This window comes from Methylomonas sp. Kb3, from assembly GCF_002834115.1.
Classification (GTDB): Bacteria; Pseudomonadota; Gammaproteobacteria; order Methylococcales; family Methylomonadaceae; genus Methylomonas; species Methylomonas defluvii.
Map to the genome: position 1 here is coordinate 29,178 of NZ_PIZT01000002.1, position 12,294 is coordinate 41,471.

General features: G+C 48.3%; 14 protein-coding genes and 1 tRNA gene. 14 read left to right on the forward strand and 1 reads right to left on the reverse strand.

The features are described from left to right. Positions 1-24: 24 nt before the first annotated feature. The 3 genes from CWO84_RS01000 (at position 25) to CWO84_RS01015 (ending at position 1,552) form a co-directional block, all read left to right on the forward strand. On the forward strand, positions 25-216 hold the full coding sequence (locus CWO84_RS01000) for a hypothetical protein (protein ID WP_101051516.1): 192 nt from the start codon (positions 25-27) through the stop codon (positions 214-216). Beyond that, the gene (locus CWO84_RS01005) at positions 216-395 is read left to right on the forward strand and encodes a type II toxin-antitoxin system HicA family toxin (RefSeq protein ID WP_026601379.1); all 180 of its coding nucleotides are present in this window, start codon (positions 216-218) and stop codon (positions 393-395) included. Before CWO84_RS01000 ends, CWO84_RS01005 begins: the two co-directional genes overlap by 1 nt. Positions 396-913: 518 nt before the next feature. Then, positions 914-1,552 carry a hypothetical protein gene (locus tag CWO84_RS01015; RefSeq protein ID WP_133120631.1) on the forward strand — a complete coding sequence of 213 codons (639 nt, stop codon included), beginning with the start codon at positions 914-916 and terminating at the stop codon, positions 1,550-1,552. A gap of 2 nt (positions 1,553-1,554) precedes the next feature. On the opposite strand, the gene CWO84_RS01020 is transcribed toward CWO84_RS01015, so the two are convergent. Next, the gene (locus tag CWO84_RS01020) at positions 1,555-2,124 is read right to left on the reverse strand and encodes a DUF4230 domain-containing protein (RefSeq protein ID WP_101051518.1); all 570 of its coding nucleotides are present in this window, start codon (positions 2,122-2,124) and stop codon (positions 1,555-1,557) included. Between the two features lie 493 nt (positions 2,125-2,617). Here CWO84_RS01020 and CWO84_RS01030 point away from each other — a divergent pair, with 493 nt between their 5' ends. The 11 genes from CWO84_RS01030 (at position 2,618) to CWO84_RS01085 (ending at position 12,189) form a co-directional block, all read left to right on the forward strand. After that, a complete protein-coding gene (locus CWO84_RS01030; protein WP_033157276.1) occupies positions 2,618-2,836 on the forward strand; it encodes a hypothetical protein in 219 nt (72 codons plus the stop codon). Next, positions 2,833-3,255: a PIN domain-containing protein gene (locus CWO84_RS01035; protein WP_101051519.1), complete on the forward strand. Its 423-nt coding sequence runs from the start codon at positions 2,833-2,835 to the stop codon at positions 3,253-3,255. Before CWO84_RS01030 ends, CWO84_RS01035 begins: the two co-directional genes overlap by 4 nt. Positions 3,256-3,431: 176 nt before the next feature. Then, a complete protein-coding gene (locus CWO84_RS01040; RefSeq protein ID WP_101051520.1) occupies positions 3,432-4,652 on the forward strand; it encodes an aspartate kinase in 1,221 nt (406 codons plus the stop codon). Positions 4,653-4,930: 278 nt separating this feature from the next. Further along, the gene (locus CWO84_RS01050; RefSeq protein ID WP_026601374.1) at positions 4,931-5,140 is read left to right on the forward strand and encodes a hypothetical protein; all 210 of its coding nucleotides are present in this window, start codon (positions 4,931-4,933) and stop codon (positions 5,138-5,140) included. Positions 5,141-5,318: 178 nt separating this feature from the next. Beyond that, the gene (locus tag CWO84_RS01055) at positions 5,319-5,504 is read left to right on the forward strand and encodes a heavy metal translocating P-type ATPase metal-binding domain-containing protein (RefSeq protein WP_033157280.1); all 186 of its coding nucleotides are present in this window, start codon (positions 5,319-5,321) and stop codon (positions 5,502-5,504) included. Between the two features lie 63 nt (positions 5,505-5,567). Further along, a complete protein-coding gene (locus tag CWO84_RS01060; protein ID WP_225587427.1) occupies positions 5,568-5,819 on the forward strand; it encodes a hypothetical protein in 252 nt (83 codons plus the stop codon). Positions 5,820-5,909: 90 nt separating this feature from the next. Beyond that, positions 5,910-6,524 (forward strand): hypothetical protein, encoded by a 615-nt coding sequence (locus CWO84_RS01065; protein ID WP_101051521.1) that lies wholly within the window; start codon positions 5,910-5,912, stop codon positions 6,522-6,524. 69 nt (positions 6,525-6,593) lie between these two features. Beyond that, on the forward strand, positions 6,594-9,044 hold the full coding sequence (locus CWO84_RS01070; protein WP_101051522.1) for a heavy metal translocating P-type ATPase: 2,451 nt from the start codon (positions 6,594-6,596) through the stop codon (positions 9,042-9,044). Positions 9,045-9,056: 12 nt separating this feature from the next. After that, complete coding sequence (locus CWO84_RS01075) at positions 9,057-9,887, forward strand: sulfite exporter TauE/SafE family protein (RefSeq protein WP_101051631.1); 831 nt, start codon at positions 9,057-9,059, stop codon at positions 9,885-9,887. Positions 9,888-9,960: 73 nt separating this feature from the next. After that, positions 9,961-10,036, forward strand: a tRNA-Thr gene (locus tag CWO84_RS01080). 710 nt (positions 10,037-10,746) lie between these two features. Next, complete coding sequence (locus tag CWO84_RS01085) at positions 10,747-12,189, forward strand: alkaline phosphatase PhoX (RefSeq protein WP_101051523.1); 1,443 nt, start codon at positions 10,747-10,749, stop codon at positions 12,187-12,189. Positions 12,190-12,294: the final 105 nt, after the last annotated feature.

A 12,294-nucleotide genomic window follows, 5' to 3' on the forward strand; every position in this document is an offset into this window, starting at 1 on the left:
TAAGCTTTTTGTTCGGAGATGGCGATGAAAACGGTTGAATATACTTCCTGGAAAGATGGCGATTTTTATTTGGGTTTTTTGAATGAATATCCCGATTATTTGACGCAAGGCGAAACCAAGCAGGAATTACAGGAAAATTTGTTGGATTTGTTTAAGGATTTTGAAACGCAGGAAATTCCTTTCGTTCGTAAAGTGGAGACTTTGCAGGTCGCCTGATGAAAAGACGGGATTTGCTAAAAATTCTTGAAGAAATGGGTTGTCGTTTATCTAGGCACGGTGGCAACCACGATTGGTATACCAACGAAGAAACGCGGCAATCTCAGGCCGTGCCGAGGCATAACGAAATTAACGATTATCTGGCCAAAACGATTATCAAGAAATTGAGTGGTAAATAGGCTGTTGGTTTGGTTGTGTCGCTATCGCGACGGATTATTTTAACCTCGGTTCTCGGACCGACAACCGAGATACTTTCGCTACGAAAACCATCCCTGGTTTTCGCCCTGCGGGCCAGCCTATCGGCTGTTCAAATTCGTTCCAGACGAATTTGTGCTTGTCCAAAGAAAAGTATCCAAAAGAAAAGACACCCGGACGCCGCTTGTTTCCTGCGCTCCTCGCTTTTGCCGGGGGTTGCCGAAAGGGGCTTCCTGCCCCTTCGTCAACGCGATGCATCCCTGCATCGCCCCTACGGGCTATTCCGTTCAAAAGCTCCGGTGCTCGGCGCGGCATACGGGACAAAACTCGCCCCAATTTAGGTTGGGTAAGCGATAGCGTAACCCGACATTTCGGAGCGGAAATCATTGGGTTATTGTTAGGTTTTGTAAGTTGAGTTGAATGAAATAAAACCTAGCTTGACGATTTTTCTGGGTTTCGCGTTGCTCTACCCAGGCTATAGGCCTAATAGGACCTTATTACGATGACTAGTTCAAAACTAATAACTTTTGTAATCTTATGTGGATTCGGTTTTTTATCGAAAGCACAATCTGCTGTTGTGACGGTAAATGCAGATGATTTTACACGAGGAGAAATTTCTAACAGTTTTCTGCCCGGGTTGTTTATTTATCCTGCCGGAAACCAGGGTGGTCAATTTGCTATTGTTGATAAACCTGGAAAGAACAATCACTTAAATACTGATTACGTATTTGGATACATTCAGAATCCTAATTGGGGATGGGGGGGAGGATATGATCAGACTTCGATAATGCTACGGTTTGATTTTTTATCTCCTATTGATTATTTTGCAGTTCAGTTTGCGACAGGTACTGGAACTAGTGAGTTTGTCGGCGAAATACGGGCTTATGATTCTTCTGATAGGTTATTAGACGATATTCTTTCCTCAATAAAAGGTCTTTCTGACACAGCTTGGTTGACTTTATACAGGGACTCTAAGGATGTCTCTTACTTATTAGCGTCAGGATATGGTGGTACTATTGCAAGTATAGATGCGTTCAAATACAGTCCTGTACCGATTCCTTCCTCAGTTTTTTTGATTATGTTTGGTATTCTATTTGTATTGAGAGCAGGTGGTATGAAAAACCGGATAGGCACCCGATGAATTTACTGAAAAAGCTTATTCTGATCGGTTTTTCCGGGTTCGTTTAACTGTACGTCTACAGAATAACCTTCAAAATATAATTCAAGTTGGTCCTTAATTGATCTCGTGGCTTGATCAAGAATTCCAGCCTGAAGAGCAACTTGTCTCATTGTAGCCTTTGCTTTTTGTATTAGGGCATTATGATTATTGATCGTAAGCTGACCTTTGATATCATAGTACTTATAAGTGGGATCAATACTGAGAATCTGGGGTTTTGGTAATCTAATTTTTATTAGATGTTCAGGATTTGAAACAGATACTGAAATATCTTTTGACAGATCAAAGCCGGCTGATACTTTGGCTTTTGCAATTACAATTGCTTTTTGATCTGGTTTGTACCATGGCTCTTGTTCATTAAACTCAACAATATCAGTTACAAAATGTTCAATAGTGATTAATTTCGCAGCCTTTTGTATTTTCTCTACTATTGTGTTTTCGCTAGGTGAAAAAGGAAGTATATCTATCTGCTTAATGTAAACTCCTAATATAGCGCCAATTGAGGTGAAAATTATATTTATCAAAAATCCTTTCATAGTAAGTTGTCACTTTTAGGTAAATTATAAATTCAATTCGTAGTGTAACCTGATTTATGGATTGTTGGTGTATGACTGCCTTATAACGTATCTAAGGCAATAATGAAAATATGCATGGTCAGTTTTTGTGGAAATTGGTTGGCTAGACACGAAGTATTTTTGCAGATGCCAATTAATTTTCAGGTGCCAGGATGGGTTTCTCCCGTATGCCGCGCCGAGCACCGGAGCTTTTGGCGGGATTAGCCCGCAGGGGCGATGCATGGATGCATCGCGTTGCCGAAGGGGCAGGAAGCCCCTTTCGGCAACCCCCGGCAAAAGCGAGGAGCGCAGGAAACAAGCGGCGTCCGGGTGTCTTTTCTTTTGGATACTTTTCTTTGGACAAGCAAAGAAAAGTATCTCGCCTGTCGGTGCGAGAACCGACGTTAAAATAATCCGTCGCGATAGCGACACATTATTACTACAGATTTTAAATTCGTCGGAATAGGCCCTAACCATGTTGACTTACCAAGCCACAGACAAAACAGTCAATTTAAGTTTTTCTAAAGAGTTTCTGTCGGCCCATGAATTAACAAGATTGATCGAAATGCTGCGTGTTAAAGAGCTGATTTCCAAAAGCCAAATGTCCAATGATGACGCAAGCTCGCTTGACAATGAACTGAAAGAAAATTGGTGGCGGGAAAATCAAGAAAGGTTTCTGGCAAAAATTAAATGAAACCGGTGATTGTCGATACCAATATCGTTTTTTCGGCATTGGTGAATAAAAACTCCAAAATAGCCACATTATTGTTGCGCTCGGAGCAGCCCCTATTAATGCCTAAATATGGGTTTGTCGAACTGTTCAAATACAAGGAAAAAATCTGCGCGGTCAGTAAACACACCCAGGATGAAGTCCTAGAGCTACTTTATGAATTGATCCGACATATTGATTTCTTCGATGAAAATAGTATCTCGGCCGAAGCTTTACAAAAAGCGTGGGCATTGGTGAAAGATGTGGACGCTAAGGATTTGTTGTTTGTTGCGCTGACCATTGAAATGGGCGGCTTGTTATGGACCGGCGACAAGCAGTTGCGAATGGGGCTTGACGCACTCGGATTTGATGCGTTCTTTTTACCAACCGATGACGCCGGATAATTTTGCATCGGCTAAATCGGTATCTCGCGTTAAAATTGGCCGTTATCTTGGCGACATCAAACAATAAATCGCCAAGTAAGCAAAAATCCTAATGAAGAGATCGCATTCGATTTTCCTCACTCCAACCCTCCCCAGCACGGCGAGGGCGTAATAAAAGCCAAAAGGTCAATAAAAACATGGCATTGTACGTCTATAAATTTGGCGGCACTTCCGTTGGTACGGTGGAACGTATCAAGGCGGTCGCCGAGAAAGTCAAAACAGCCCGCGATGCGGGCGATCAGATTGTGGTGGTGGTGTCCGCGATGAGCGGCGAAACCAATCGCCTCGTGGCCTTGGCGAAAGAGTTGCAGCCGCAGCCGACCGACCGGGAGTTGGACGTGTTGCTGTCCACAGGCGAGCAAGTCACCATCGCTTTGCTATCGATGGCCTTGCACCAAATCGGTTGCGAGGCGCGATCCTATACCGGCGCGCAAGTGCGGATTCTCACCGATAGCGCGCACACCAAGGCGCGGATTCGGGAAATCGACGAAGCCAATATGCGTGCCGACTTGGACGCTGGTCGAGTGGTGGTGGTGGCCGGATTTCAGGGCGTGGACGAGCATGGCAACATCACGACGCTTGGCCGTGGCGGCTCGGATACTACCGGTGTGGCATTAGCTGCGGCTTTGAAGGCCGATGAGTGTCATATCTACACAGATGTGGACGGTGTGTATACGACCGACCCGCGCGTGGTGCCGAAAGCCCGCCGCCTGGATCGCATCACGTTTGAAGAAATGCTGGAAATGGCCAGCCTCGGCTCCAAAGTGTTGCAAATCCGCTCGGTCGAGTTCGCCGGCAAATACAATGTCAAATTGCGCGTGTTGTCTTCGTTTATGGAAGGCAACGGCACCCTAATTACCTACGAGGAATCAGAAATGGAAAGAGCGTTAATTTCAGGCATCGCGTTTAACCGGGACGAGGCCAAGCTGACCTTGACCGGCGTGCCTGATCTGCCGGGCGTGGCGTCGAAAATCTTGGGACCGATCGCCGCCGAGAATATCGAGGTGGACATGATCGTGCAGAACATCTCCGCGCATGGCACCACGGATTTTACCTTTACCGTCAACCGCAACGATTTCGCCCGCGCGCAGAAAGTGTTGGACGGTTTGCGCGCCGACCTGGGCGGCAATACCACGGTGATTGGCGATAACAGTATCGTCAAAGTGTCGATTGTCGGCGTTGGTATGCGTTCGCATGCCGGTATTGCCAGCACGATGTTTAAAGTGCTGGCCGACGAGGGTATCAATATCCAAATGATCTCGACATCCGAAATCAAAATTTCCGTGGTGGTCGACGAGAAGTACCTGGAACTGGCGGTGCGTGCGTTACACAAAGCGTTTGGTCTCGATCAGGAGTAGTTCCGGCACTCTAATGTTTGCTCGTTGCGAGCGCTAGAGAGTCAATATATCCCCAGTTTTTTGTATCGTATTCAGATACAAGGCTGGGGATTTTTTTTGAATGTCCTTTGCAAAAACTATGTTAAATAACTTAAAAATAACGAGGCATTTCCCTGATTTTTTCTGGTTTTTTACAAGGCATTTACTTTTAGTCAATATAATCAAACGATTATATTTTGGCATTCTTTATGCTGTTTAGCTCCGGTGGATTTTAAATTTATTCTGCGTGAGGTATCTAAATGGCTCAAGAATTAATTGTTGTAAATCAAGAAGTCGTGGCACAGCAAATCAATACTGCCGGCTTGGTGCTGGGGGCAGGTTTGGCGGTGGCGTCGATGATTTTGGTGCCAGCTTTGGCGATGCGCCTTGGTTTGAGCGCGAGTTTGACTGGCGCACTGAGAATTGCTTTGATGAAGGCATCCAGTCGAGCGGCGCACGGCAAACGATGATCGCAGTCGCTACCTCAGCGGATGTATTGATTGGTCAGCTTCAGAGTGATCGATCATTTCCTGCTTGCGCTGGCCTTGTCAGCGTATGATTTTGTTTTCGCTCGTGCCGTGTTTACCAAGGTTATTTAGGCGCTATAATCCGCGCATGTGCACAGGTAATAAGTGAGTTCGTGTAACAATGGATGATAATAAGAAAAGCTGCGATCTTTGCGGGCTAGCTGTTGAAGTGGAAGGGTTTAGATTAAAAACCCTGCAAGGCGACAAGCGCTTTTGCTGCGAGGGCTGCAAGGGAATCTATCAAATGTTGCACGAGGCACAGGTTTTACCTGAAGACGCCGACGATTCAACCCAGCCCCAGTCTTAACCAGCAACGAGGATGCATATGGCACATGTTCACAACCCAAAGAAGAGCTCGAACGATTCATCCATGACTAAGCAGGTGGTGGCTGGTACACTAGCCACTGCAACTGTAAACACTGGAGGAAAATTGATGACTAAATTAGCGAAACACCCTCTATTGGTGTTCGGTGCAGGCATGGTGGCGGGCTATTTTGTGTACAAATACAGAAAGGAAATTATTTCCAGCGCCACAAAAACGATTGATGCCGGCAAGGATTTTGTATTGCATCAAAAAGAAAACCTCGAAGACATCGTTGCCGAAGCGAAAGAAGGCAACTAATCCCGTTCGATTCTTGGACATTTGGCTGTAACTTGAAACGGGTGGTCGTTGCCATGGCAGGACCGCCCGTTTTACTTTTCCCTGTTGACTATGGCTATCCAAAAAGAATTTGTACTACGTTACCGCCATGACGGTCATGTGCGTTTTCAGGTGCCCGCGCAAGCTTGTCAACCGACTGCGGCGAACTTAATCAGCACCAAGCTTGCCGCAATTAATGGCGTCCAATCAGTGAACCTTTATCGCGGGCAGGGCAAATTATCAATCCGATACGATGGGGCTGTCTGTGGCTTTACCAGTTTGGCGGCACAGCTGTTTCAAATTCTTGCCGAGCTGGAACAGCAAGGTTATTTCGACAGTAAGCCGCTAGCGGAGAAGGCTAAAAAGTCTGTTCTCGGCATTAAAAAGCGCTTGAAAGGCACCCGGATTGGTGGCTGGTTCAGTGATAAATATCAAGCCGGCAAGGAAACGGTACAGGCGGCCAAAATTATCGGCAAAGTCAGTACCAAAGGCCCGAAAGCCCTGTTTAAAGATCCCGAAAAAGCTACGATAGATTTCTTGAATGATGTGCTGGTCTTGTACTTAATAAAAACCCACTGGACCCGCATCACGCAGGAGTGGCTGGTCAAACCCATCGTGCATCGTTACGAGTGGATGGCGGTGTTTTATATGTTTTTCTTATTAGTACGTTCGCGCCGGCCCAAGTAGAGATTGTCAACGCCCATCCTATGATTTCCATAGGATGGGCTCGCTAGTCCATCAAATCCTCAGTCGCCCATGGAAACCGATACTCTAAATTACGCGCATTTTTCCGTTCGACATCAGCTAAAAAATCGGATTCGGATCATTACGCCGGTGTTGCTTAACGACCCGGAGCGTGGCTATATCCTGGAAATCCTGCTGAAAAAGCGCCCGGAAATTAAAAGTGTGCGCTCGGTGTTTGAAATTGGTTCGGTAGTCATCGAATTCGATTCTAATCGTCTGCCGGCGAAAAATTTGCTGATTATGTTGGACGCGGTGTTGGGCAATATCGCGTTAAAGCAGACTGAGTTAAAAAAAGACAAGAAAAAAGCCTTCGACGGGCCGTTGCAAGAAGTTGATTTGGCCGTGCAAGGCATGAGTTGCGCGTCCTGCGCGTTGTTGATCGAAATGGTGTTAAACCGCGACGAACGGGTTAAAAAAGCCGGCGTCAATTTTGCCACTGAAACCGTTACGGTGCAGGGCCAGATTAGCAAAGCCGAGGTGATCGATAAAATCGAAAAACTGGGATATAGCGCCATGCCCATCGATACGCTGTCGCAGCGGAAGAAGCTCATCGAAAAGGAGTTGCAACGAATTGACGTAGCCCGGCGTCGATTTGTATGGGCAGGGCTGTTAACCACACCCGTGGTGACGATAGCCATGACGATGGGCGGCCGCTCCTGGATGCATTGGTTGCAGTTTGCGCTGACCACGCAAGTCGTATTCGGCACAGGCTGGCAATTTTTCAGCAAGGCGTATCGGCTGGCCAAACAACGCGCGGCCAACATGGATAGCTTGATCGCGCTGGGCGTGGGTTCCGCGTACGGCTACAGTATTCCCTCGCTGTTCCGGCGGCGCGGGCATGTGTATTTCGAAGCTGCCGCCGCTATCATCACCTTTGTGTTACTGGGCCGTTATTTGGAAGAACGGGCCAGAGGCAAGGCCGGCGAAGCGATCCGCAAGTTGGTGGATTTGCAACCGCAAACAGCAACCTTGTTGATGAGCGACGGTAGCGAGCGCAGCGTCGATGTAGACGAAATCAAGATCAATGACGTGATGCTGGTCCGGCCGGGTGAAAAAATTCCCACCGATGGCGTGGTGATTGTCGGCCTTTCCACCGTCGATGAAGCAATGATTACCGGCGAAAGCATGCCGGTGGTGAAAAGTGTCGGCCAAACCGTGATCGGCGGTTGTGTCAACGGCAATGGCGTATTGCATGTCAAGGCCACGGCGGTAGGCATGGATACGGTGCTGGCGGGCATTGTGCATATGGTCGATCAAGCCCAGGCCGCTAAGTTACCGATTCAAAAGCAGGTCGATAAAATCTCGGCGGTGTTTGTGCCGGCGGTGATGGCTATTTCCGGCGCGACGCTGGTGGGATGGCTGCTGGCCGGCGCGCCGTTCGCGTTTGCTTTCGGCAATGCCATCACCGTTTTGTTGATCGCTTGCCCATGCGCGTTGGGTCTAGCAACACCAGCGGCAATCATGGTCGGCACGGGTCAAGCTGCTAAGCAGGGGGTGTATATCCGCAATGGCGAAAGTCTGGAAATCGCCAGTAAATTGAACGCCATCGTGTTCGATAAGACCGGCACCATCACCGAAGGTAAACCTCGGGTGAGCAAGGTTTATAAAATATCCCGCCTGGCTGAAAACAAACTAGTCATGTTGGCGGCTTCCGCCGAGAACAACTCCGAGCATTTTCTCGGCAAAGCCGTGGTGGCCTATGCCCGCGACGCGGGTGTCGAGTTACAGGATTGCGCCTATTTTTATAGCGAAACCGGTCACGGTATTCGCGCCGAGGTGGACGGTTATAAATTGTTACTGGGCAACCGGGCTTGGCTGGAGAATCAGCAAGTTGATGTAAGTCGCTTAGTGGAGCAGGCCGATAATTTTGCTGATCAAGGGCAAACTCCGGTTTACATGGCGATCAACGGCAAGGAAGCGGCCATATTCGCGATTGCCGATAATCCGCGCCCGGAAGCCGCCGCCGCTATTGCGCGGCTGCACGACTTGGGTATTAAAACCATGATGGTCACTGGCGATACCGAAAAAACCGCTTATTGCATCGCGGATACGGTCGGCATCGCGGATGTAGTCGCTAATGCCAAGCCCGAGCAAAAGCTGCAAATCATTCGTCAGTTGCAGGATGAAGGGCATAATGTCGGCATGATAGGTGATGGCATCAATGATGCGCCGGCGCTGGCGGCGGCCAATGTTGGCTTTGCAGTAGGCAGCGGCACGGACATTGCCATCGAATCAGCGGACCTGACGCTGGTGCAGGGCGATATTGGCAAGGTCACCGACACTATCGAACTTAGCGCATTTACCATCCGCGTCATTAAGCAAAACCTATTCTGGGCGTTCGGTTACAACACCATAGCGATTCCGGTGGCGGCGCTGGGCAAGCTCAATCCGATGATAGCCTCCGCGGCGATGGCCTTGAGCTCGGTGTCTGTCATCGTCAACTCACTTCGATTGAACAAATAAATGGAACACAATATGGAAGGTATGGATCATGCCATGCACGGCATGACCGAAATGGCTGCGGCCACGGGATTCGATTATTCCCTGGCTTTTGTGGCCGGATTTTTAGGCAGCGGGCATTGTCTGGGGATGTGCGGCGCGTTGGTGTCCGGTTACTTCATGCGGGCCGGGAAAAGCCGCACCTATCTACCGTATGTTGCATATCAGGCCGCTCGCATTTCCGTGTATACCATGATCGGTGTATTGGCTGCTTCTTTGGGCGTGGTACTGGTGTCCAGCGGTTTGTTCGGCAAAATCCAAAGTATCTTGCAAATGTTGATGGGCGCGGTCGTCATTGTGCTGGCGCTGGGCGTATTGGGCTGGATACCTTGGCAAGGCTCGATACGCTTGATTCCCATGCAAGTGTTGCGCAAAGGCTATGCTGCGGCGAATCAAAAAGGGCCGCTGCTAGGTTCGGTTATCGCGGGTCTCTTGAATGGTTTGATGCCCTGTATGTTGACGTTTGCGATGGCTGTGAAAGCCACCACGGCTGCTACCTTGCTTGAGGGGGGCGCGTTGATGTTGGCATTTGGTGCAGGGACTTTACCGATGATGCTGTTTATCAGCGTCGCCTTCGGCAAAATGAGTGTGAAATTACGCGGTTTAATGTTGAAGGCGGCGGCGTTCATCATGTTGTTGATGGGGGCTAATACTATTAACAACGGTTTGAGTTTTTACAAAGATCAAAACTTCAACCACAGTCATTTTCTGATGTTTGTGCAGGATAAACTCGATGAATTAATTGTTTTTCTGCACGAAACCCTCAATTACATCGGCAGCATGCTGAGCAGTATTCAAGGGGTGTGACTGCAATTCGACGAGCTAAGTGAACTTAGTGCTGGAAATGTTCGAAATAACAGGTATAATGCGCGAATAATTTGCTGGTGTAGCTCAGTTGGTAGAGCAGCTGATTTGTAATCAGCCGGTCGCGGGTTCGAGTCCCATCGCCAGCTCCATATATATCAAAGGCTTAGGTGTTTTTCACCTAGGCCTTTTTTATTGCTTGTACAAAATACCGTCCAAAATCGTTTGTGTAATCGGTAAAACCCCTGGTGACAAATTTTCACCCGGTTCTTAAGTTCCCTGTCACCGATAGGGACTGCAGTTAAATCTCCCTTTCCTCCGAAACGTGCGTGCGGTTTTCTGTGCGCAGTTCTCCAGTTGATGCTTTTCTCATGTTGGGTGTCTTTCAGTGTTACTGAAGCAATTCTGTATTCCGGAAATATTTGATGATGTGCCGTTCTGCACATGCCAATTCGCTGAGGTTTCTTGAGCAAAACAGAGAAAATAAGCAGTTTTCGTCCATTCGGACTTATTTCGCCAAACTTTTTTTACGGACAGGACTGCAATATCCGCTCTTGAGCGTCTTGTAGCCTAATGGCCATGCTGAGTCCCTGGTGCGCACGACGTTTGTCGCCACGCATTGTCGGGGATTCAATTTCTTCTAGGTTGAAGGGCAGGAGCGGCTGCCAGTAAGAGTCGATAAGGTGATTTTAGTCGCACCAGAATGGGTGCTAGCGGCGTATTACATGTCATGAAAACTTAACAGAACTGCAACTTTAATTTCTTGAGCGCTGGTTAACATTCTTTCTGCAAATTCTGTGAGGCAGATTTTTGCGGAAGACCAAAAACAATTAACCGACTTTGCTTTAGGAATGACTTTTTTATGAAAGCTTTTAAATTAACTCTGATTGCCGCAGCTGTTACCGCTGTCGTTTCACCTTTGACTGCGCAAGCGGCTTCAACCGAATTCGACAATTTTACGCCAATGACAGGCAACACGGTTCCTGTTAACCCAGGTTCAGCGACACCTTATAAATTGTCTTCGCCCAATTTTACTCAACAAACCATCGCCGACCGTAAGACCCAAAACACCTTGGTGCCAGGTTCCAACTCAGGTAGCTGGGACATGATAGCCGCCAACGAAACCGGTCCTGACGCCGGCCGTTATTTGTTCATGCCGTTCGAAACCGGTTCCGCGGGCGTGCAACGTATCGATCTTTGGAATAACGACTACAACTCGCGCACCACCACTATCGTTGCGCCAGGTACGCAAGGTTTTATTTCCGGCGATGCCTCATTATGGACACCACGGGGTGGTTATTTGACCGCTGAAGAATCTTGGGGAACTGGCAGCAGCAAAGGCCGTTTGTTTGAAGTGACCAATGCCACCACTGCGGCGGCGAATGGCGGCACATTTATCCAACGTTCCATTCTGCCGCGCGTTTCTCACGAAGGTTTGGCGTTCGACAAAAACAACAACTTGTATTTTGTCGATGAATTGAACGGTGGGTCTGTATACAAATACGTATCGGCCAATCCATTTGCCACTAGCGGCGACAGCTTTTTTGCCGCGGGGCAAACATTTGCTTTAAAAGTCGGTGCAGGAGCCCAGTTTGAAGGCACTACCGGTGCTGCTATCACCGGTGCATCAACATGGGAAGCTATTACCGATGTCAACGGTGGCGTTTTAGCCGGTATTTCCGCACAGCTTAGCGACGGCACGATCGACGGCCGCGTCAGCGCTGATAATGCCGCTGTAAAAGGCACAGGTTTTAATCGCCCTGAAGACATGGAAATTCAAAACTTGGCTAACGGTAACCAGTTTTTGTACTTCACGACTACCGATTCAGACACCGACGGCAACCAAGGCACCGGCCGCAGCCGCGTTTATTCTATTGATCTTGGTACTAGCGAAGTCAAACTGTTTGCCGACAGCAACACCATCGATTTGGCGACTGGTTTGGCGGCAGGCGGTGAATTCAAAAATGCCGATAACTTGGCTATTGATGCCGAAGGCAATATCTACATCGTTGAAGATCAAGATGGTGGTGTGGAAGATGTATGGTTTGCCAAGGATGCAGATCGTGACGGGGTTGCCGAGTCTCTCTCCAAATGGATCAGTTTGACTACTCAAGGTGCTGAAAGCACCGGTTTGTATTTCGACAAATTCAATCCAAACAAAGCGTATATCAACGTACAGCATCCAGCTGATGGCATTGATCGCACCATTGAGTTGACTGCTGCGCCAGTACCGGTACCTGGAGCGGTTTGGTTGTTCGGTTCAGCAATTGCCGGCATGATCGGCCTGCGCCGCCGTAAAGCCTGATTGCTTAGGGGGCAGGGCGTGTTCCCAAATTGATTGATCGAAAGCCCGACTTTATGTCGGGCTTTTTTGTGATGGATATTCTTCCGGGCCCGATAAGCAGTCCGG